At 70.2% G+C, this 20,745-nt stretch carries 18 protein-coding genes; 11 read left to right on the forward strand and 7 right to left on the reverse strand.

Going from position 1 to position 20,745, the window contains the following annotated elements:
* The first annotated feature begins 9 nt into the window (after positions 1-9).
* The 8 genes from ACLQ3B_RS12835 (at position 10) to ACLQ3B_RS12870 (ending at position 9,714) form a co-directional block, all read left to right on the forward strand.
* A complete protein-coding gene (locus ACLQ3B_RS12835; RefSeq protein ID WP_425780395.1) occupies positions 10-999 on the forward strand; it encodes an ABC transporter permease in 990 nt (329 codons plus the stop codon).
* Complete coding sequence (locus tag ACLQ3B_RS12840) at positions 996-1,904, forward strand: carbohydrate ABC transporter permease (protein ID WP_425780397.1); 909 nt, start codon at positions 996-998, stop codon at positions 1,902-1,904. The genes ACLQ3B_RS12835 and ACLQ3B_RS12840 overlap by 4 nt, the downstream gene beginning before the upstream one ends.
* A 53-nt stretch (positions 1,905-1,957) precedes the next feature.
* Positions 1,958-3,595, forward strand: coding sequence for an extracellular solute-binding protein (locus tag ACLQ3B_RS12845; RefSeq protein ID WP_425780399.1), 1,638 nt, complete (start codon positions 1,958-1,960; stop codon positions 3,593-3,595).
* A gap of 87 nt (positions 3,596-3,682) precedes the next feature.
* Complete coding sequence (locus ACLQ3B_RS12850) at positions 3,683-4,372, forward strand: DUF624 domain-containing protein (protein WP_425780401.1); 690 nt, start codon at positions 3,683-3,685, stop codon at positions 4,370-4,372.
* Positions 4,369-4,512: a hypothetical protein gene (locus ACLQ3B_RS12855; RefSeq protein WP_425780403.1), complete on the forward strand. Its 144-nt coding sequence runs from the start codon at positions 4,369-4,371 to the stop codon at positions 4,510-4,512. The genes ACLQ3B_RS12850 and ACLQ3B_RS12855 overlap by 4 nt, the downstream gene beginning before the upstream one ends.
* Positions 4,509-6,647 (forward strand): alpha-glucuronidase, encoded by a 2,139-nt coding sequence (locus tag ACLQ3B_RS12860; protein WP_425780405.1) that lies wholly within the window; start codon positions 4,509-4,511, stop codon positions 6,645-6,647. The genes ACLQ3B_RS12855 and ACLQ3B_RS12860 overlap by 4 nt, the downstream gene beginning before the upstream one ends.
* Positions 6,648-6,956: 309 nt before the next feature.
* Positions 6,957-8,282: an extracellular catalytic domain type 1 short-chain-length polyhydroxyalkanoate depolymerase gene (locus tag ACLQ3B_RS12865; protein WP_425780407.1), complete on the forward strand. Its 1,326-nt coding sequence runs from the start codon at positions 6,957-6,959 to the stop codon at positions 8,280-8,282.
* Between the two features lie 37 nt (positions 8,283-8,319).
* On the forward strand, positions 8,320-9,714 hold the full coding sequence (locus tag ACLQ3B_RS12870; protein ID WP_425780409.1) for an endo-1,4-beta-xylanase: 1,395 nt from the start codon (positions 8,320-8,322) through the stop codon (positions 9,712-9,714).
* 95 nt (positions 9,715-9,809) lie between these two features.
* Here the strand turns inward: ACLQ3B_RS12870 and sthA are convergent, their stop codons facing one another.
* Genes sthA through ACLQ3B_RS12890 form a run of 4 tightly spaced genes read right to left on the reverse strand, consistent with a single transcriptional unit; the run spans position 9,810 to position 13,329 of the window.
* Entirely contained in the window at positions 9,810-11,213 is a 1,404-nt protein-coding gene (sthA, locus tag ACLQ3B_RS12875; protein ID WP_425780411.1) for a Si-specific NAD(P)(+) transhydrogenase, read from the reverse strand.
* Positions 11,214-11,266: 53 nt separating this feature from the next.
* Complete coding sequence (locus tag ACLQ3B_RS12880; protein ID WP_425780413.1) at positions 11,267-11,458, reverse strand: hypothetical protein; 192 nt, start codon at positions 11,456-11,458, stop codon at positions 11,267-11,269.
* 42 nt (positions 11,459-11,500) lie between these two features.
* Positions 11,501-12,139, reverse strand: a complete 639-nt coding sequence (locus ACLQ3B_RS12885) for a response regulator (RefSeq protein ID WP_425780415.1) — start codon at positions 12,137-12,139, stop codon at positions 11,501-11,503.
* Positions 12,136-13,329, reverse strand: a complete 1,194-nt coding sequence (locus ACLQ3B_RS12890) for a sensor histidine kinase (protein WP_425780417.1) — start codon at positions 13,327-13,329, stop codon at positions 12,136-12,138. Before ACLQ3B_RS12890 ends, ACLQ3B_RS12885 begins: the two co-directional genes overlap by 4 nt.
* 146 nt (positions 13,330-13,475) lie before the next feature.
* Between ACLQ3B_RS12890 and ACLQ3B_RS12895 the strand changes: the two genes are divergently transcribed.
* Together ACLQ3B_RS12895 and ACLQ3B_RS12900 are read left to right on the forward strand one after the other, a co-directional pair.
* Positions 13,476-14,234 (forward strand): ABC transporter ATP-binding protein, encoded by a 759-nt coding sequence (locus ACLQ3B_RS12895; protein ID WP_425780419.1) that lies wholly within the window; start codon positions 13,476-13,478, stop codon positions 14,232-14,234.
* Positions 14,231-16,762: an ABC transporter permease gene (locus ACLQ3B_RS12900; protein WP_425780421.1), complete on the forward strand. Its 2,532-nt coding sequence runs from the start codon at positions 14,231-14,233 to the stop codon at positions 16,760-16,762. Before ACLQ3B_RS12895 ends, ACLQ3B_RS12900 begins: the two co-directional genes overlap by 4 nt.
* Before the next feature lie 52 nt (positions 16,763-16,814).
* On the opposite strand, the gene ACLQ3B_RS12905 is transcribed toward ACLQ3B_RS12900, so the two are convergent.
* Positions 16,815-18,431 carry a ricin-type beta-trefoil lectin domain protein gene (locus ACLQ3B_RS12905; protein WP_425780423.1) on the reverse strand — a complete coding sequence of 539 codons (1,617 nt, stop codon included), beginning with the start codon at positions 18,429-18,431 and terminating at the stop codon, positions 16,815-16,817.
* 96 nt (positions 18,432-18,527) lie between these two features.
* Positions 18,528-18,950: a DUF2000 family protein gene (locus tag ACLQ3B_RS12910; protein WP_425780425.1), complete on the reverse strand. Its 423-nt coding sequence runs from the start codon at positions 18,948-18,950 to the stop codon at positions 18,528-18,530.
* A 50-nt stretch (positions 18,951-19,000) separates the two neighbouring features.
* Here ACLQ3B_RS12910 and ACLQ3B_RS12915 point away from each other — a divergent pair, with 50 nt between their 5' ends.
* Positions 19,001-19,804: an AraC family transcriptional regulator gene (locus ACLQ3B_RS12915; RefSeq protein WP_425780427.1), complete on the forward strand. Its 804-nt coding sequence runs from the start codon at positions 19,001-19,003 to the stop codon at positions 19,802-19,804.
* A 7-nt stretch (positions 19,805-19,811) separates the two neighbouring features.
* Here ACLQ3B_RS12915 and ACLQ3B_RS12920 read toward each other — a convergent pair whose 3' ends face one another.
* Positions 19,812-20,645 (reverse strand): helix-turn-helix transcriptional regulator, encoded by an 834-nt coding sequence (locus ACLQ3B_RS12920; protein ID WP_425780429.1) that lies wholly within the window; start codon positions 20,643-20,645, stop codon positions 19,812-19,814.
* Positions 20,646-20,745: the final 100 nt, after the last annotated feature.

Raw genomic sequence — 20,745 nt, forward strand, 5'->3', positions numbered from 1 at the left:
AGGCCGAGGATGACATCCACCCTGCGGCCACCGCCGCCGGCGCCGCCGCGTGCTCCGCAGCCGGCGCAGAGCCCTGCCCCGCGCTCGCCGCGACGCGGTCGCAGTTGGCGGCAGGCCCTGCGCCGGGACTGGCAGCTCTACTCCCTCGCCATCCTGCCGCTGCTGTTCTTCCTGGTCTTCCGGTACCTGCCGATGATCGGCAACATCATCGCCTTCCGCCGGTTCAAGCCGGGTGGCAGCATCTTCGGCGAGTACTGGGTCGGGCTGCGCTACTTCCGGATGTTCCTCAGCGACCCGACGTTCTGGGAGGTGTTCACCAACACCCTGGTGCTCGGGACGCTGACCCTGCTGTTCTGTTTCCCGCTGCCGATCGTGCTGGCGCTGATGCTCAACGAGGTGCGCGCCCGCCGGTTCAAGCGGTTCGTGCAGTCGGTGTCCTACCTGCCGCACTTCCTGTCGATCGTGATCGTGGCGGCGATGGTCATGCAACTGACCTCGGTCGGTGGCGCGGCCAACCAGCTCGTCGGCCTGTTCGGCGGGGAGCCGGTGGCGTTCCTGCAGAAATCGGAGTGGTTCCGCACCATCTACGTCTCGTCCGAGGTCTGGCAGACCGTCGGCTGGGGGACGATCCTCTACCTCGCCGCCCTCACCACGGTCGACGAGGACCTGTACGAGGCGGCCCGGATCGACGGCGCGAGCCGGTGGCGGCAGACCTGGCACGTGACGTTGCCGGGGATCCGGCCGACGATGATGACGCTGCTGATCCTCAACATCGGCAACTTCCTGGCGGTCGGGTTCGAGAAGATCCTGCTGCTCTACAACCCGCTGACGTACCCGACCGCGGACGTGGTCTCCACCTATCTGTTCCGGATGGGCTTCCAGTCCAGCAACTTCAGCTACGCCGCCGCCATCGGCCTCTTCGAGGCGGTGATCGGGTTGATCCTGGTCCTGACGGCGAACCTCATCTCCCGGCGCACGGTGGGGACGAGCCTGTGGTGATCCTCGGCACCAAGAGTGACGCCCCGAAGACGCGGGGCCCGGTGGACAGTCGTGGCTACCGGATCTTCCGGATCGTCAACACGGTCGTCCTGATCGGCGTCGTGGTCGTGACGCTGTTCCCGTTCCTCAACATCGTGGCCCGCTCGCTCAGCGAGGAGGCGTACATCATCACGGGGAAGGTGAGCATCGTCCCGCGCGGGTTCGACCTGACCGCGTACAAGCTGTTGATGTCCGACGGGCTGTTCTGGACGAACTACCGCAACACGGTGGTGTACACGGTGGTGGCCACGCTCATCTCGATCGTGCTGACCACCTGTTACGCGTACGTGCTGTCGAAGCCACAGCTCAAGGGGCGCGGCGTCCTGGTCGGCATCGCGCTGTTCACCATGTTCTTCTCCGGCGGCCTGATCCCCAACTACGTGCTGGTCACCAGCCTGGGGATGAAGAACACCATCTGGGCCGTGGTGGTCCCCAACGCCATCAGCGTGTTCAACCTGCTGGTCATGAAGGCGTTCTTCGAGAGCCTGCCGAGCGAGTTGGAGGAGGCCGCGGCCGTCGACGGGCTGAACACGTACGGCATCCTGCTGCGGATCGTGCTGCCGCTGTCGAAGGCGATCATCGCCACGATGGTGCTCTTCTACGCGGTGTCGTTCTGGAACTCGTGGTTCACCGCGTTCCTCTACATCGACCAGCAGGACCTGCTGCCGGTCACGGTCTACCTGCGCAACCTCATCGCGGGTGCCACCAGCGCCGAGTCCGCCGCAGCCGACGCCGACAAGGTCCAGGCCGCGGCCACCCTTGAGGCCGTGACGATCGTGCTGACCACCCTGCCGATCCTGGCGGTCTACCCCTTCGTCCAGCGGTTCTTCGTCCGCGGCGTGATGCTTGGCGCGGTCAAGGGATGACGGGCAGCGCCGCACCGCTCCACCTCCGAACCCCACCACCGAAAGGACGAGCCATGCTCCACAAGACGTGGCGCCGCGTGGCATTGGCCAGCGCGGGTCTGCTCGCGCTCTCCCTTGCCACCGCCTGTTCCGAGGACCCCGGCGAGTCGACTGACCTCTCCGAGAACAAGGTCGGCGCGATGGCCACCTACGGCGTCGGTGACCAGTTCAAGGCCACCGAGGCGCTCTCGTTCTCCACCCTCTACAACAACCACACGTTCTACCCGCTCAAGGAAGACTGGGCGTTCTGGTCGGAGCTGACCAAGCGGACCAACGTCAAGATCGAGCCGGTGGCCGTGCCGCTCAGCGACTACGAGCAGAAGCGCAGCCTGCTGATCGGCGCGGGGGACGCCCCGCTGATCATCCCGAAGACGTACCACCCGCAGGAGGACGCATTCGTGGCCTCCGGGGCGATCCTCCCGGTGAGCGATTACCTGGATCTGATGCCCAACTTCAAGGACAAGCTCACCAAGTGGAACCTCAAGCCGGAGATCGACAATCTGCGGCAGGCCGACGGTAAGTTCTACCTGCTGCCCGGCGTGCACGAGAAGCCCACGCAGGACTACACGGTGCTGGTGCGCACCGACATCATGCAGGAGCTCAACCTCCCCGTCCCCAAGACCTGGGACGACCTGTACACGGTGCTCAAGGCGATGAAGGCGAAGTATCCGAACGTCTACCCGTACTCCGACCTGTTCAGCAAGCCCAACCCGACCGGTGCCCTGCTGAACCTCCTCGGCTCGTCCCACGGCACCTACGCGGGCTGGGACTTCCAGCACGCCACCTGGGACCCGACGGCGAAGAAGTTCAGCTACACCGGCTCGTCCGAGCAGTACAAGCAGATGGTCACGTTCCTGCACAAGCTCGTCGCCGAGGGCCTGCTCGACCCGGAGAGCTTCACCCAGACCGACGACCAGGCCCGCCAGAAGCTCGCCAACGGCAAGTCCTTCGTGGTCACCGGCAACGCCCAGACGCTCGTCAACAACCACCGGCCCGACCTGGCGAAGACCATGCCGAACGCGAAGATGGCCAAGATCCCGCTGCCGGTCGGCCCGGCCGGGGAGATCAACCCGTTCCCCCGGCTGGAGAACGGCATCATGATCTCCTCGAAGGCTCGGGAGAGCAAGAACTTCGTGGCCATGATGCAGTTCATCGACTGGTTGTGGTATTCGGACGCGGGTTTGGAGTTCGCCCGCTGGGGTGTCGAGGGCACCACCTTCACCAAGGACGCGGCCGGCAAGCGCACGCTGGTCCCTGACGTCAGCTTCCTGGGGCTCAACCCGAAGGCGTCCAAGCACCTGCAGAAGGACTTCGGCTTCCAGAACGGCGTCTTCGCCTACGGCGGCAGCCCCGACCTGGTCCGTGGGTTCTTCTCGCCGGAGGAGTTGGAGTTCCAGAAGGTGATGGACGCCCGCAAGCCGAGGGAGGTCCCCCCGCCGCACCCGTTCACCGACGAGGAGCGCGAGCAGGTGTCGCTCTGGGAGACCCCGCTGAAGGACTTCGTCACCCAGAACACGCTGAAGTTCGCCCTGGGCCAGCGCCCGCTCAGCGAGTGGGACGCGTACGTGGCCGAGCTGAAGGCCAAGAACTCCGAGCAGTACATCGACCTGGTCAACAAGGCGTACGAGCGGTTCCAGAAGAACAACGGCTGATCGGCGGGGATCCGGTCGGGCGGCCTGTCGCCGCCCGGCCGGACCCCGGCGACCACGGGTCAGCTACGTCGACCGGAGGGAGCGATGGTGAGTGGCGCGGCCCAGACCTGGCGACAGTTCGGCGACGGCCCACTGTCGCGGATCACCTCGCGTGTCTACATCCTGCTCGTGGTCGAGCTGCTCCTGCTGCTCACCACGCTGCCCGCCCTGCTCCCGCTGGTGTTGCTGGGCCGCGACGCCAGCAACCTGCCGCTTGTCGCGCTCTTCCTGGTACCGGTCGGCCCGGCCGTCTCCGCCGCCCTGTACGCCCTGCGCCACCAGGGGACCGACCTGACCGACCTGCGCCCGGCCACCCTGTTCTGGCGTGGCTACCGGGCCAACGTCTTCGGCGTGCTGCGCCTCTGGGTGCCGACGCTGCTGTGGCTGACCGTGCTCGCCGTGAACCTCGCCTACTCCGGAGCGGTCGGCCTGTCCAGCTGGTGGGCGGTGCCGCTGGTGCTGATCGGAGTGGCTGTGACGCTCTGCGGGGCAAACGCCCTGGTGATCGCCTCGCTGTTCGACTTCCGCACTCGGGACGTGCTCCGGCTGGCCGTGCACTTCCTCGTGCGTACCCCCGGTGTGTCCGTCGGCAACGCCCTGCTGCTGGCCGCGGCGGCCGGCATCATCGCGGTCTTCTCCGAGGCGGTGCTGATGCTGCTCGCGTCGATCGCGGTCCTGGCGTTCCTGCGCGTCAGCGACCCGATGATCAACCTGATCCGGAAGGAGTTCACCGCATGAGCCCGCCCCTCAGCGCCAAGGTGCCCTTCGGAGGCGACGACAACCCGCAACAGTGGCCCGAGGACACCCACCCGGACCTGCTCACCGCTGCCCTGCGGCTGCCGGCGTACGGGGTTGTCGTGCTGGAGGAGGCCCGGTGAACGCCGAAGAGTCGGTGGAGTTGGAGCAGTTCATGTTCGTCGAGGAGCCGATGGACGGTGACCGGCCGCGCGTCCACCCGGCCTGGTTGCCCCCGGAGGCGTTCCGGTCGCTTGGCGCGCGCCGCATCCTCCTGCACGGCGAGGGGTTACTCGTCGACACGGTCCTGCACGAGGTCTCGCGTGCCTGCGCGCGTTACGGCGGGCGAGTGTGGCATTCCCCCTCCTGGGACGTCGACGTCGACCTGGTGCTCGCCCTGCGCGACGCGGGTGAGCTGCCCAACCCGGCGGTGGAGGCGGCGCGCGCCGCCGGAGAGGCGGCGCTTGTCGAGCTGGGCGACGGCACGACGCTCGGCGACGAGGGTTTCGTGTTGGCGCGGGCCGGCGACGTGACGGCCGTGCTGGCCGACGCGCCCGCCGGCCTGCTGTACGGGCTCTTCCACGTGGTCCGGCTCTGCGCGGCGGCCTTCGACCCGGCCCGCCCCCCGGAGCGGCACCGGCCGGCGCTGCGCCGACGAATGCTGAACCACTGGGACAACGTGGCCGTGCACCCGGTGATGGGCCAGGTCGAACGGGGGTACGCGGGCGGCTCGATCTTCTGGCACGACGGCCGTCCGCGCGGCGACCTGGCCCGGGTGCGGGAGTACGGGCGGCTGCTGGCCTCCTGCGGCGTCAACGCGATCTCGGTCAACAACGTAAACGTGGCCCGCACGGAGGCGCTGCTGCTCACCGACCGGATCGGCGACGTGGCCGAGATCGCGGACGTGCTGCGCCCGTACGGCATCCGGGTGCACCTGTCGGTCAGCTTCGCCGCGCCTGTGGTCCTCGGTGGCCTGCCGACCGCCGACCCGCTGGACGAGACAGTGCGGGTCTGGTGGGCCGCGGCCACCCGGCGGGTGTACGAGCGCATCCCGGACTTCGGCGGTTACCTGGTGAAGGCCGACTCGGAGGGACAACCCGGCCCGTTCACGTACGGCCGGGACCACGCCGACGGGGCGAACCTCCTGGCCGAGGCGCTCGCCCCGCACGGGGGAGTGGTGCACTGGCGGGCGTTCGTCTACAACCACCACCAGGACTGGCGGGACCGGTCCACCGACCGGGCTCGGGCCGCGTACGACCACTTCGCCCCGCTCGACGGGCGGTTCCGCACAAACGTCGTCGTCCAGGTGAAGTTCGGCCCGGTGGACTTCCAGCCGCGCGAGCCGGTCTCACCTGTGCTCGCCGCGATGCCGGCGACCCGGCTGGCGGTGGAGTTGCAGGTCACCCAGGAGTACACGGGCCAACAGCGGCACGTCTGCCACCTCGGCCCGTGGTGGAGTGAGGTGCTGGGCTTCGCCCCCTGGGGGCCGGGTGGACGGACGATCGCCGACGTGGTCACGGGCGAGGTGGCAGCGGGCGGCGGGATGGTCGCCGTGGCCAACGTCGGCGACGACCTCTTCTGGACCGGGCATCCGTTGGCGCAGGCCAACCTGTACACGTTCGGCCGACTGGCCTGGGATCCCCGGCGGGACCCGACGGCGATCCTCGACGAGTGGATCACGCTGACCTTTCCGCCGTCGGCGACCGCCGACGCGGAGCTGGTGCGGCGGACACTGCACGAGATCATGGACGACTCGTGGCGCACCTACGAGAGTTACACCGCCCCGCTGGGGGTCGGCTTCATGGTCAACCCCGGTGACCACTACGGCCCCGGCGTCGACGGGTACGAGTACACCCGGTGGGGCACCTACCACTTCGCCGACCGCGACGGCGTGGGCGTGGATCGCAGCCGCGCGTCGGGCACCGGCTTCACCGGCCAGTACCCGCCGTACTGGGCGGAGGTGTACGAGTCACCTGAGAGCTGCCCCGACGAGCTGCTGCTCTTCTTCCACCACGTGCCGTACGGGCATGTGCTGCACAGCGGCTCGACAGTCATCCAGCACATCTACGACACCCACTTCGCGGGGGTCGAGGACGTGAGGGCGATGCGACGCAGATGGCAGACGTTGAACGGCATGATCGACCCGAGCGTGTACGAGCGGGTCGCCGAACGCCTCGAGGAGCAGGTGCGCTGCGCCACCGAGTGGCGCGACCAGATCAACACGTACTTCTTCCGCAAGTCCGGGGTGCCGGACGAGCGCGGGCGGGACATCTACTGAGTGGCGGCGAGGGGCGGCCCAACCATCCGGTTGGACCGCCCCTCGTGCCGTGCTCATCGGACGTCTGCAGCTTCCGAAAACGTTCCGATAATTTCTCGTGCCCTATCGGCGCTCACCGTACCCGTTGACGCCCATCACTGCGCAGGTGACCACCGGAACCGCTGCGGCGAAAGGTTTCCGGAAGTCTTGACAATCGAGTGTGCTCGATTGAAGCTGGCATGGTCACGCGAGCCGCGGTCAAGGTCGGGCGAAGGGCAGTCCTCGACTTAAGTCCCCTTCCACGCGCCTTTTTCGCAAGGGATCGCGACGATGACACTGAAGACGAGAATGCTTGGCGTCGCCATGGCGGCTGTGACGCTTGCCGCCGCCGCGCTGACGTTCGCCACCCCCGCGTCGGCGGCGACGCTCACGCAGGTGACCAACTTCGGCACCAACCCCACAAACCTACAGATGCATCTGTACGTCCCGGACCGGGTGGCGACCCGACCGGCGATCCTCCTGGCGATGCACTACTGCACCGGCACGGGCCCCGCGTTCCACTCGGGCACCCAGTACGCATCCCTCGCGGACCGGTACGGGTTCATCGTGATCTACCCGTCGGCCACCCGCAGCAGCAAGTGCTGGGACGTCTACTCCCCACAGGCGTTACGCCGTGGCGGCGGCAGCGACCCGGTCGGGCTCATGTCGATGGTCGACTACGTGCGGCAGCGCTACTCGGCCGACCCCGCGCGGATCTTCGCCACCGGCACCTCCTCCGGGGCGATGATGACAAACGTCATGCTGGGCGTCTACCCGGACGTGTTCGCGGCGGGCGCCTCGTTCGCCGGTGTGCCGTTCGCCTGCTTCGCCACCGGCGGCACCTCGGAGTGGAACAGCCAGTGCGCCAACGGGCAACTCATCCGGCCCGCGCAGCAGTGGGGTGACCTGGTCCGGGAGGCGTACCCCGGTTACACCGGCCAGCGGCCCCGGATGCAGATCTGGCACGGCACCAACGACGAGACGCTGCGCTACCCGAACTTCGGTGAGCAGGTCAAGCAGTGGACCAACGTGTACGGGCTGAGTCAGACCCCGACGTACACCGACACCCCGCAGTCCGGCTACACCCGCACCCGCTACGGCAGCAGCGGCCCGATGGCGCCGGTCGAGGCGATCAGCATGCAGGGTGTCACGCACAACCTGCCGGTCGACGCCGCGCAGGTGATCCGCTTCTTCGGGCTGGACGGCACCGCGCCGCCGACCACCCCACCACCGACGACTCCGCCCCCCACAACTCCGCCCCCCACAACTCCGCCGCCGACGACTCCACCGCCGACCGACGGCGCCTGCCGGGTCGGGTACACGGTCAACGCCTGGAACAGCGGTCTCACCGCGAGCGTGGCCATCACCAACACCGGCGCCACCGCCGTGAACGGCTGGGCGCTGACCTTCACGCTGCCCACCGGGCAACGCATCACCAGCGGCTGGAACGCCCAGTACGCCCCGGCGAGCGGTGCGGTCACCGCCCGCAACGTCTCCTACAACACCACCATCGCCCCAAACGCGTCGGTCGAGATCGGCTTCCAGGCCACGCATGAGGGCGGCACTGGCAAACCCACGTCGTTCGCCCTCAACGGCGCCGCCTGTTCGGTGTCCTGATCCCACCTTCATCCACCACCACAGAAGGAGTCGCACGATGAGAAGAACGAAGTGGAAGGCGGGATCGAGAGCCGCGCTCGCGCTGGCCGGCGCGGGCGCCCTCGCCGCCGGCATGGCGCTGTTCGCGACGGCACCCGCCGCCGCCGGCACGACACTCGGCGCGTCCGCCGCCGAGAAGGGTCGGTACTTCGGTACGGCGGTGGCCGGATTCAAGCTCTCCGACAGTGCGTACACCACGATCTTGAACCGTGAGTTCAACATGGTGACGGCCGAGAACGAGATGAAGATGAACGCCACCGAGCCGCAGCAGGGCCAGTTCAGCTACGGGGCGGCGGACCAGATCGTCAACCACGCGCGCAGCCGCGGGATGAGCGTGCGGGGTCACACGCTGGCGTGGCATTCGCAGCAGCCCGGCTGGATGGAGAGCATGAGTGGTAGTGCTCTGCGGCAGGCGATGCTCAACCACGTGACGCAGGTGGCCACGCACTTCCGTGGTCAGGTGGTGGCCTGGGACGTGGTGAACGAGGCGTTCGCCGACGGCAGCTCCGGCGGCCGTCGCGACTCGAACCTGCAGCGCACGGGCAACGACTGGATCGAGGCCGCGTTCCGGGCCGCCGACGCCGCGGATCCGAACGCCAAGCTCTGCTACAACGACTACAACACCGACAACTGGACGCACGCGAAGACGCAGGGCGTCTACAACATGGTGCGCGACTTCAAGGCTCGTGGCGTCCCGATCGACTGCGTGGGGTTCCAGTCGCACTTCAACAACGACTCGCCGTACGTGAGCAACTACCGCACCACGCTGTCGAGCTTCGCGGCGCTCGGCGTGGACGTGCAGATCACCGAGCTGGACATCCAGGGCGCGTCGGCGAACACCTACCGCAGCGTGGTCGAGGACTGCCTGGCCGTGGCCCGCTGCAACGGCATCACGGTGTGGGGCATCCGCGACAGCGACTCGTGGCGGTCCTCGCAGACCCCGCTGCTGTTCAACAGCAACGGCTCGAAGAAGCCGGCGTACGACGCGGTCCTCGCCGCGTTGAACAACGGCACCACGCCGACCGACCCGCCCACCGACCCGCCCACCGACCCGCCCACCGACCCGCCGACCGATCCGCCCACGACGCCGCCTCCGGGTCAGGGTGGCTGCACGGCGACGGTGTCGGTGAACCAGTGGACAGGTGGCTTCGTCGCCACAGTGAAGGTGACGGCCGGCTCGTCGGCCATCAGCGGTTGGACGGTCACGATCGGTCTGCCGTCCGGCGCGGCGGTCACCGGCGCGTGGAACGCCAACCGCAGCGGTAGCACCGGCACGACGAACTGGACGAACGTCGCGTACAACGGCCAGGTCGGCGCGGGCCTTTCCACCGAGTACGGCTTCCAGGCCACCGGCACCGCCGGCACCCTCAGCCCCACCTGCTCAGCCCGCTGACAACCCCGTGTTGATCAAGAGGTTTGCGTCATCACGTCTGGCGTGTCATGACGCAAACCTCTTGATCACCGGGGACGGGGGGTGGGGGTGATGGGTTAGCCGTCGATGCGGGTGATGTTGCGGATCTTGTTGGACGCGTCCAGGGCGGCGACCTTGTACGCCTCGGCCAGCGTCGGGTAGTTGAACACGGCGTCGACCAGGTAGTCGATCGTGCCGCCGCAGCCCATCACCGCCTGACCGATGTGGACGATCTCGGTGGCGGCCGTGCCGAACACGTGCACCCCGAGCAGTCGGCCGTCGTCGGGGGAGACGAGCAGCTTGAGCATGCCGTACGAATCACCGACGATCTGGCCGCGAGCCAGCTCGCGGTACCGCGCGACGCCGACCTCGAAGGGCGTCGAACTCTCGGTGAGCTGCGCCTCGGTCTGCCCGACGAAGCTGATCTCCGGGATCGTGTAGATGCCGATGGGCTGAAGGCCGTGCATCTCCCGGATCGGTTCGCCGCAGGCGTGCTGGGCCGCCAGTCGACCCTGCTCCATCGAGGTGGACGCGAGCGCGGGAAAACCGATCACGTCGCCGACCGCGTAGATGTGGTCCACCGAGGTGCGGTAGCTGGCGTCCACCTTGATCCGGCCGCGTCGGTCCGCCTCCAACCCGGCGGCCTCCAGTGCCAGGTCGTCGGTCTGACCCTGCCGGCCGGCCGAGTACATGACCGTGTCCGCGACGATCTTCTTGCCGCTCTTGAGGATGCACAACGCCGCCGTCTGGTGCTTCTCCACCGCGGCGACCTCCTCGCCGAAGCGGAACGCCACCGACAGGTCGCGCAGGTGGTACTTGAGCGACTCGACGACCTCGTCGTCGCAGAAATCCAACATCCGCTCGCGGCGTTCCACGACTGTCACCTTGGTGCCCAGCGCGGCGAACATCGAGGCGTACTCCATGCCGATCACGCCGGCGCCGACCACGACCATGCTGCGGGGAACGGCCTGCAAATTGATGACGCCGTCGGAGTCCACGATCGTCCGGTCGTCGAAGTCGACGCTGTCCGGGCGGGCCGGGCGGGTGCCCGCCGCGATGATCACCTTGTCGAAGGTCACCTTCGACTCGCGGCCGGAGCCACTGTCGACCCAGATCGAGTGCGCGTCCGCGAAGCGGCCGGTGCCGGTGATCATCACAACCCGGTTGCGGGCCAGTTGATTGCGGATGACGTCGGTCTGCCTGGTGATCACGTGCTGTGTGCGGGCCGCCAGGTCGCTGACCGTGATCTCTTCCTTGACCCGGTAGCTGCTGCCGTAGAGGTCGCGCTGGCTCAGCCCGGTCAGATAGAGGACGGCCTCGCGCAGCGTCTTGGACGGGACCGTGCCGGTGTTGATGCACACCCCACCGATCATGTCGCGGCGGTCGACGATGCCGACCCGCCTGCCGAGCTTGGCGGCAGCGATCGCGGCCTTCTGACCGCCGGGCCCGGAGCCCAGCACCAACAGGTCGTAGTCATACACAACCGCTAGCGTCGCAAGATGTCGCGACTGGCGCCAGACCCCGGAGTCGAGCGTTATTCGTCTGCCACCACGCAGAGGCCACCGTTCAGCGTGACCTCCTCGGGCAGTTGCGTGCCGGAGGCGACGAGCCCCAGCGACACCGTGCCGCCCGGCGCGCCCGGCGGCTGGTCGTCCCCCGGGGGCATGGTCAGCCGCAGGGTCGGGTTCGACACCGAGCTGTTGCCGGCCGCGTCCAGAGCCCACACCGAGAAGGTGTACGTGCGCGAGGGCCGCAGGTCGGTGTCCCGTCAGCCGACGAGGCGGCGTTCCCAGGCCCAGGCGGCGATCTCGACCCGGTTGCGGGCCCTGAGTTTCATCTGCACGCTCGCCAGGTGGGTCTTGACCGTGCCCACGGCGATGAAGAGCTGGGCGGCGATCTCGGCGTTGGTCAGGCCCCGGGCGACGAGCTTCACGACGTCGAGTTCCCGGGGTGACAGGCCGCCGTCGTCGCGCGCCGGGGCGGGTGAGCTGAGGTGCTCCAACAGCCGTACCGTGATCGAGGGGCTGATCAGCGCGTCGCCGGACACGGCCGCACGGACCGCCTCCACCAGCAGGGCCGGGCCGGAGTCCTTGAGCAGGAAGCCGCACGCGCCGTTGGAGAGCGCCGTGTGCACGTACTCGTCGAGGTCGAAGGTCGTCACGACGACCACCCGGATCGGGTCGGCGACGCCCGGCCCGGCGAGCAGCCGCAGTGCCTCGAGGCCGTCGAGGCGTGGCATCCGGATGTCCAGCAGCACCACGTCCGGGCGCAGTCGTCGGGCCAGTTCGACGGCGTCGACCCCGTCGGCGGCCTCGCCGACCACCTCCATGTCCGACTGGGCACCGATGATCATGCCGAAGCCGGTCCGGACCATCGCCTGGTCGTCGGCGATCAGCACCCGGATCACCTGGCCACCGCCACCTGCAGCGGGAACGCCGCGTCGAGCACCCAGCCACCGGCGACGCCGGGCCCGGCGGTGATCGTGCCGCCGAGGGCGCGTACCCGTTCGGTGAGGCCGATCAGGCCGAAGCCGTGCCCCCGGGCCGGCGCGGTCCGCGGCGACCCCCCGTCGTCGGCGACCCGGACCAACAACCAGCCCGGGGTACGCCGCACGGCGACGTCCACGGACCGCGCGTCCGGGGCGTGCTGGCGGGTGTTGGTCAGCCCCTCCATCACCACCCGGTACGCCGACGTGGACACCTCCACCGGTAGTCCGTTCAGGTCGCCGTCGACGTGCAGTCGGGCCGGCGCCTTCGCCGCGCCGTTGAACCCGGTCAGCAGCGGCTCCAGTTCGGTCACCCCGGCGAGTGGAGCCAGCGGCGCGTCCGGCGGCGCGTCCGGGTTGCGCAGGATCCCGACCATCCGCCGCATCGAGGCCATCGTCTCCGCGCCGGCCCGTTCGATCTGCTCCAGGGCGACGATCACCCGCTGCGGGTCCTGTTCGGCGACGAACCGCGCGCCCTGCGCCTGCACCACGATGCCGGTGACGTGGTGGGCGATGAAGTCGTGCAGGTCGCGGGCGAACTCGGTGCGCTGCTCGGCCCGGACCAGCGCGATGGCCCGCTCCCGGCCAGCGGCCATGATCCGCAGATAGAGCCCCACCCCGGCCGCGCCGGCCGCGGCGAGCACCTGGAGCAGACCGAAGATCACCAGCAGGTTCTCGGCACCGACGCGCAGCGGTAACGCGGCCACGGCGAGCCCGGCGGCCACCGCCGCCCACGGGGCGAGCCGGGGGGCGCCCCAGCGGGCCACCACGAAGACCACCCCGATCAGCCCGGCCGACTCGGCGAGCCCCCAGCTGCTGCTGATCAGATAACTGCCGTTGAAGAGCAGCAGGACAGCTGCCGTCACGGCCAGTGAGGCGCAGGCGAGCACCAGCGCGGCCAGCGGCAGCAGCCGTGAACCCAGCCGGTGCACCGGCAGCCACAGCGGCACGGTCGCCACCGCGAGCCCCATCCGCACCAGCAGAACCAGCAGGGCGGCCATGCTATCCGGTGCGCTGAACCGCAGGTCGAAGAGGGCGAGCAGCCCCATGGCCACCAGTCCGGCGGCCTGGGCCAGGCGTACCCACCAACGTCGAAGATCCGGCGTGCTCATGGTGACCCAGCGTAGCCAGGCGGAGGGAGGTGGCGGATCGGCCAAAAGACAGACCCGGCACCGGCGATACCCGGCCCCGGGCCGATGCGCCCACCCGCCGGTGGCGGCGACGCTTTCCGGGTCACCACGCAGCCACTGGAGGAACGATGACAACCCACGCCCCGCCGGAGACCAGCCACGCCGCGGTCGCCGCGGTCGACCTGGTGAAGGTGTACGGCAGCGGCGACACCGCCGTCCGTGCCCTGGACGGGGTCTCGGTCGGCTTCGGCCGGGCCGAGTTCACCGCGATCATGGGCTCGTCCGGGTCCGGGAAGTCGACACTGATGCACTGCCTCGCCGGCCTCGACACGGCGACCTCCGGTCGTGTCCTGCTCGGCGGCACCGAGCTGACCGGCCAGTCGGACCGGACGCTGACCCGGGTACGCCGGGAGCGGATCGGGTTCGTCTTCCAGTCCTTCAACCTGCTGCCGCAGCTCACCGCCGCGCAGAACATCACCCTGCCGCTGGACCTCGCCGGTCGGCAGCCCGACGCCGAGCTCCTCGCGCACCTGGTGCGGGTGCTGGGCCTCGGCGACCGACTGAACCACCGGCCCAGCGAGTTGTCCGGCGGCCAGCAGCAGCGGGTCGCGCTGGCCCGGGCGTTGGTGGCACGGCCCGAGGTGGTCTTCGCCGACGAGCCGACCGGCAACCTCGACTCCCGTTCCGGCGCGGAGGTGCTCACCATCCTGCGCGACTCGGTACGCGACCTCGGCCAGACCGTCGTCATGGTCACCCACGACCCGATCGCCGCCGCGTACGCCGACCGGGTGGTGCTGCTCGCCGACGGGCGGCTGGCCGGCGAGATCGACAGGCCCAACCAGGTGTCGGTCACCGACGCCCTGCGTGATCTGGCGGCCCACGCATGAGGGCGACCGTGCTGCGTACCCAGACGACCGCCGCGGCCCGGCGGCCCGGCCGGCTGATCCTGACCGGCCTGGCGATCCTGGTCGCCTCGTTCGTCGTCTTCGGCACCGTTCTGGTGCAGCAGATCACCGAACGGACCGTGCGGGACAACCTCAGCGGCACCCCGGCCGTCACCGACCTGGTGATCGGCAGCGTCGACGCGCCGCCACCCACCGTGACGGACCTGCGGCAGATCCGGGCCGTACCCGGTGTGGCCGAGGCGGTGGCCCGGGTCTCGACCGGGGTCTCCGTCGGCGAGGGGTACCTCAACCTCCAGTCCGATCCGGGCACCGGCCCGCTGAGCGCGGTCCGGGTGATCGAGGGCAGCTACCCGGACCGGCCCGGCGAGATCGCGATCACGCCGCGCACCGCCGAACGGCTCGGGCTGTCGGTAGGCACCACCACCAGCGGTACGGGCGGGGAACTCACCACGCCCGCCCCCCTCACCGTGACCGGCGTGGTGGACACCGACGCCGACGCCGGCTACGACGCGTACGCCCCGGAAAGCGCCGTGATCGCCTGGGCGCGCCTGACGGCGGTGGAGCGCGTCGACCTGCGCGTCGCCACCGGCACTTCGACGGAGGACGTCCGGCAACGGGTGACCGCTGCGGTCGCCGGCCAACCGATCCGCTCCGGCGCCGAGGTGCGTGAGGCCGAGGCCAACGCGGTGGCCGAGGAGGTGGGCAGGCTCTTCATCCTGGTCGGCATGTTCGTCTCCATCGCGGTCGTCGCGGCGGCGCTGGTGGTCACCTCGACCTTCCGCATCGTCTTCGCCCAGCGGATGCGGCAGCTCGCGCTGCTGCGGGCGGTTGGCGCGAGTCGGGGCACCCTGGTGGGGGCCCTGACCGCCGAGGGCGCCCTGACCGGGCTGGTCGCCGGCGTCGTCGGGGTCGCCAGCGCCCTCACCCTCGGGTACGCGCTGCCGGCGATCCTGCGGGCCACCGACCACGAGGTCTCCTCGCCGGGCCTGCCGTTGGCGGCGGCGGTCACGGTGGTGATCGGCGCCGTCGTGATCACCGTGCTGGCCGTGCTGGCGCCGGCGCTCTCGGCCGCCCGGGTCTCCCCGCTGGAGGCGCTGCGGACGGCGAGCACCACCGCCGGTCGGCGCGGCATCGGGGTGCTACGTCTGGTCTTCGGGCTGCTCCTGGCCGTCGGCGCGATCCTGGCGGCGGTCGCGACGATCAGCCAGTTGCCGAAACCGGACCAGTCGAACTACGACCCCTCGATGCCACTGCTCCTGCTGGTCGGGTCCGGCGCGCTGGCGTTCTTCGCGCTGGTGGCGCTCGGCCCGCTGCTGGTGCGCCCGGTGCTGGCCGTGGTGGGTTGGCCACTGCGCCAGCTCGGGCCGCTCGGGCGGATGTCGGTCGGCGGGATCGGCGGGGCGCCGCGCCGGGCCGCCGCGGTCTCCGTCGTGGTCGCGCTGGGCGTGACCCTGATCTCCGGGGTGGTCATCGGCGGCGCGTCGTTGCAGATCCTCGCCGACCGCGAGATGGCGCTGTCGGCCCCGACCGACTTCGAGGTCACCAGCAACGGCGGGACGCTGCCGCCGGCCGTCGTGACCCGGGCCGAGGCGGCCCACGGCGCGCTGGCGCGGGTGGTGCCGTACCGGATGGTCGGCGACGCCACGCTGTTGCGCGGCGCCGACAAGCTCGGCGACGTCGAGTCCGGTTACCCGACCAGCGACCTGGACCTGGCGGCGTTGCCGAGCACCGGTGACCTGAACGTGGCCCAGGGCACCCTGGCCGATCGCGGCCCCGGCCGGATCGTGCTGAACAGCTGGGTCGCACGCGACGCGGGCCTGCGAGCCGGCGACACCGTCACGCTCGCCGTCGCCACCCGCAGGGTCGACGTGCGGGTGGCCGCCGTCCTGCCCGGTGACGGGCCGCTGCACGCGGGCATCCTCACCGATCCGGCGGACCTGGACCGGCTCGGCGTGCCGGCCGCGTACACCGGTCTGCTGGCCGACGCCGCCGGTGCCGGCGAGGACGGTCGCACCGCCGGCGTGCGGGCGCTGCGGCAGGCGATCGGCGGCAGCGACGGGGTGGGCCTCGCGGTGCTCGCCGACGAACGGGACCGCAACGACGCGTTGGTGCGCACCCTGGTCTGGATCGCTGTCGGTCTGGTCGGCCTGACCGTGCTGATCGCGGTCGTCGGCGTGGGCTCCACGACCGCACTGTCGGTGGTCGAGCGGGTACGCGAGTCCGGGTTGCTCCGGGCGATCGGGCTGTCCCGGACCGGCCTGCGCACCATGCTGACCGTGGAGTCCGGGCTGTACGGGGTGATCGGCGCGACCATCGGCCTGGTGCTCGGTGTCCCGTACGCCTGGTTGGCCGTCCAGGCCCTCGGGGTCGAGGCGCCGCTGACCGCGCCGCTGCTGCCGCTGGCCGGGCTCTTCGTGGTGCTGGTCGGGCTGACCGCGCTGGCCGGGGTGCTGCCGGCCCGTCGGGCGTCGCGGGTCAGCCCGGTGGTGGCGTTGGGGGCCGACAACTGAGGACCGCCGTGGGGTGGCGCCGTGCCTGCGGCGCCGCCCCACGGCAGCATGGTCAGTTGGGGTTGCTGGCGTGGGTCAGCGTCTCCCAGGCGACGAAGAGGTTGTTGCTGCCGGCTGGACGTTGTTGCAGCGTGAGGGTCTGGGTGTTGGTCATGACGTTGCCCAACCGGGTGCTCATGGCGTTGAAGCCGACCTCGGTGATCGGGCCGAGGCCGCGGGTGAGGCTGCCGCCGCAGAGCCAGGAGGGCGGCGCCTCCCCGAGTTGGTAGCGCGAGTGGAACCCGAGCGCCTGACGCAGTCGCTCACCGACCTGTGGGTACAGGTCCCGTCCCTGGATGCGGGAGGTCTCCGCGACGTGCGAGATGGCGGAGATCCCGTACCCGGTGTGGACGAAGTCGCGGCAGGTCTCCTGGGCGAGGCCGGCGACGAATGTGGACTGGCCCTGCCAGTACCCGATGATCTCCGCGCTGGTGTCCAGGCCGCTGCCGGGCATCGTGTACGGCAACGCGCCATCGCTGGGCAGGTAGACGAAGGCCCGGGCGCGGTTGAGGAAGCGCGTGGTCGCCGCGTCGTACACGGACCGGTCCTCCAGGAACACCGCGATGCCGATGGTGGCCTCCATCATGCTCAGTTCCCAGTTGCCGTTGCTGTTCGAGCCGTTGCGCACCATCGGCAGGTAGACGTTGCGCAGCATGGTGGCGAAGCGGTTGGCGTTGGGCCAACTCGTGTAGGTGTACTTGATGATCTCGGCCGCCCGGGGCCAGACCGAGGCGGCCCAGCCGGTCTGCAGCGGAGCGTTGCTGCCGGTGTGCGAGGTGACCGTGGCCGACCACGCGTCCATGATCTGGATCGACTTCTGCGCGTACCGGGCATCCCCGGTGAAGTACCAGGCGAGCGCGTCGGTGTACGCGGCGATCGCGTCCTCGCGCTCGTCCGTGCAGCCGTTGTTCGGGTTGGAGTAGGAACCGCACTCGACCACCGATCGGGGTGCCGGGGTGCGCGACAGGGAGGCGTACCGGCTGCCCATCATCTGGTTGTAGGCCGCCGCCCACGGCTGCGCGCCGGCCTGCACGCGCCCACGGACGAAGTCGAGCTGGCCTCGGCTGACCAGCACGCCGGGGTGGGTGAAACCACCCGACGACGGCGGTGGGGTGGTGCCACCGCCGGTGGGCAGCGTCCACGCCTGGTTGGCGGTGCCGGTGCAGGTCCAGATCTGCAGCGGGGTGCCGTCGGCCGAGCTGGGGCCGGTCGCGTCGAGGCACTTGCCCGAAGCCGGGTTGACCAGTTGCCCGGCGCTGGGCGACCACTGCTGCGCCCCGGTGCCGTTGCAGTCGTAGATCTGCGCCCGAGCACCGTTGGCGGTGCTGGCGGCGGCGATGTCGAGGCACTTGCCCAGCGCCCGGATCGTGCCGTCGTCGGCCACTGTCCACTGTTGCGCGGTGGAGCCGTTGCAGGTGAAGAGCTGAACCGGCGTGTTGTTGGCCGGGTTCGCGGCGGCCACGTCGACGCACTTGCCGCCGTACCCGGTGATGGCGCCGGTCGCGGCCGCCGCCGCGGGCGATGCGCCGACGGCCAGGCCGGTCGGTACGGCGAGCAGGGCCGCGGCGAGCGCGGAGGTCAGTCTGATCCGGGGGTGGCGGGGCGCGAGCCCGGCCGATCGTCGCGCCATGTGGGGGTCCTTCCGGGCGGCGAAACAACTGTAAAGTGTGTTAATCATTACAGTCATAGACACCGATATCAATGTCTTCGTCGCCAGGAATGCCGTTTACGGGTGCATGGACGCACCCTTGAGCACCTTGTCCACCACGTTGCGCGGCGCGTGCAGCGCCAAGCCCACCAGGTCGAGCTTCTCCCGACCGGCGGCTTCGACGGCGGCACGGTTGTCCCGGTCGTTGCCGGTGGCGAACAGCTCGGACGTGAAGACCGCCAGCCGTAGGCCGCGGGTGAGTGCGCGAGAGTGCGCGCCGACCAACGCCGCCCGATCCCCGGCGAAGACCAGCACCGGCTGGCCGAACATCGCCAGGTAGCGGGTGCCGTCCGCGTCGCGGTACTCCTCGCCGAGCAGCTCCGGCAGCGCGTGCGCGATGCCGCTGACCAGGAAGGCGGTGACGTTCAGCCGTTGCCAGCTCGCCAGGTCGTTGCGGAGCAGTACGGCGATCTTGGTGGGAAAGCGGATCGGTTCGGTCATGGCGTCGAGCCTGCCCGCCCGGACACCACCCGGTCTTGTACGTTCTTAGCGTGGCCACCCGCCCGGCCGGCTCGCACGTCAGCGCGTGGCGACCCGCGGTAGCCGGGGTCGCCGAGGTCTTCCACGCCCATTTCGTGGACCACGCCTACCCCCGGCACATCCACGACGTGTGGACGCTGTTGATCGTCGACGACGGCGCCGTCCGCTTCGACCTGGACCGGCACCAGCACGGCGCGCTGCGCACGTCGGTCACCCTGCTACCGCCGTACGTGCCGCACGACGGCAGCTCCGCCACAGCGGACGGCTTCCGCAAGCGGGTCCTGTACCTCGACACCTCGGCGCTCGACGCGGAGCTGGTCGGCCGGGCCGTCGACGAGCCGGACCTGGCCGATCCGCAGCTGCGCGACCGGATCCACCACCTGCACCAGGTGCTCGCCGCACCCGGCGACGAGTTCGAGGCCGAGAGCCGACTCGCGCTCATCCTGGACCGGCTGCGCCGCCAGCTCCACAAACGCTCCCCGGTCGCCGGCCAGCCGACCGGGCGCGGGCTCGCGATCCGACTACGGGAGCTGCTGGACGCCCGGACCGTCGAGGGCGTCACACTGGGGGAGGCCGCCGAGTTGCTGCACGCCCACCCGACACACCTGGTCCGGACGTTCACCCACGCGCACGGCGTGCCACCGCACTCGTACCTGACCGGCCGCCGCGTCGAGTTGGCGCGTCGCCTGCTCCTCGCCGGGCAGCGGCCCGTCGAGGCCGCCGTCGCCGCCGGGTTCTTCGACCAGGCGCACCTGAGCCGCCACTTTCGGCGTTACCTGGGCGTCAGCCCGGCCCGCTACCCCGCCCGCAGCTGATCGCGCGTCAGACGCGCTGACCGCCGATCACGGAGAGCAGCCGCAGCTTCTCGTCGCTCGGCGACCCGGGCACGGCGGTGAAGACCAACAGGGTCTGCGACTGGTCGGGGTCCACAAGCGTCTGGCAGTGCAGCTCCAACGCCCCGACCTCCGGGTGCACGAAGTGCTTGGGCGGGCAGTAGCCGGCAGGTACCGGGTGCTCCCGCCACAGCCGCGCGAACTCCGGGCTCCGGGCCAGCAGGTCGTCGACGAGAGCCGCGGCCCGCGAGCCGCGCCCGTCGCGGGTGTACGACGCGTGCAGGTGCGCCACGAGCAGGCGACTCTGCGTCTGGTGGTCCTCCGTCGGGTGCAGCTGCCGTGCCGCCGGGTCGGTGAACCAGCGGTAATGCGCGCTGCGCGCCAACCCGGTGTGCCGCGTCTCGTCACCGAGCAGGGCGACGGCCGGCGCGGTCTGCGCCAGGGTCTCGCCGAGGTGGTTCACCACCTGGGCCGGGGTGTCGTGCATCCGGTCGAGGATCCGCATCATTCCCGGGTTCACGTGGTCGGCGCGCACCGCGCGACGCGGGACGGCGTGCCCGGCGAGCTGGAACAGGTGGTCGCGTTCGGCGAGTGAGAGCCGCAGGCCACGAGCCAGAGCGGCGAGCATCTGCTCCGACGGGTGCGGCCCGCGCTGCTGCTCCAACCGGCTGTAGTAGTCGGTGGACATCCCGCTCAACGTGGCGACTTCCTCGCGCCGGAGCCCTCCGGTGCGCCGGCGGGGCCCCCGGGGCAACCCGACGTCCTCCGGCTGGAGGGCCTCCCGGCGGGTGCGCAGGAAGCTGGCGAGTTGGACGCGGTCCACGGTGTCTCCGTTCGGTGTGTGCCGGCGGCGGCGCGGCACGTTCGGTGCAACAGACGAGCCCGGCGCCGGTGTTCCACCCACCCCCAAGATCGCACTGGAT

It is taken from the genome of Micromonospora sp. DT53 (assembly GCF_049841535.1).
In the GTDB taxonomy this organism is placed as follows: domain Bacteria; phylum Actinomycetota; class Actinomycetes; order Mycobacteriales; family Micromonosporaceae; genus Micromonospora.

What these genes read in the sequence shown, in the direction of transcription:
- ACLQ3B_RS12835 (WP_425780395.1), top strand. Translation starts at nt 10, where the DNA reads ATGACATCCACCCTGCGGCCACCGCCGCCGGCGCCGCCGCGTGCTCCG.
- ACLQ3B_RS12845 (WP_425780399.1), top strand. Translation starts at nt 1,958, where the DNA reads ATGCTCCACAAGACGTGGCGCCGCGTGGCATTGGCCAGCGCGGGTCTG.
- ACLQ3B_RS12855 (WP_425780403.1), top strand. Translation starts at nt 4,369, where the DNA reads ATGAGCCCGCCCCTCAGCGCCAAGGTGCCCTTCGGAGGCGACGACAAC.
- ACLQ3B_RS12865 (WP_425780407.1), top strand. Translation starts at nt 6,957, where the DNA reads ATGACACTGAAGACGAGAATGCTTGGCGTCGCCATGGCGGCTGTGACG.
- ACLQ3B_RS12870 (WP_425780409.1), top strand. Translation starts at nt 8,320, where the DNA reads ATGAGAAGAACGAAGTGGAAGGCGGGATCGAGAGCCGCGCTCGCGCTG.
- ACLQ3B_RS12890 (WP_425780417.1), bottom strand. Translation starts at nt 13,329, where the DNA reads ATGAGCACGCCGGATCTTCGACGTTGGTGGGTACGCCTGGCCCAGGCC.
- ACLQ3B_RS12895 (WP_425780419.1), top strand. Translation starts at nt 13,476, where the DNA reads ATGACAACCCACGCCCCGCCGGAGACCAGCCACGCCGCGGTCGCCGCG.
- ACLQ3B_RS12900 (WP_425780421.1), top strand. Translation starts at nt 14,231, where the DNA reads ATGAGGGCGACCGTGCTGCGTACCCAGACGACCGCCGCGGCCCGGCGG.
- ACLQ3B_RS12905 (WP_425780423.1), bottom strand. Translation starts at nt 18,431, where the DNA reads ATGGCGCGACGATCGGCCGGGCTCGCGCCCCGCCACCCCCGGATCAGA.
- ACLQ3B_RS12910 (WP_425780425.1), bottom strand. Translation starts at nt 18,950, where the DNA reads ATGACCGAACCGATCCGCTTTCCCACCAAGATCGCCGTACTGCTCCGC.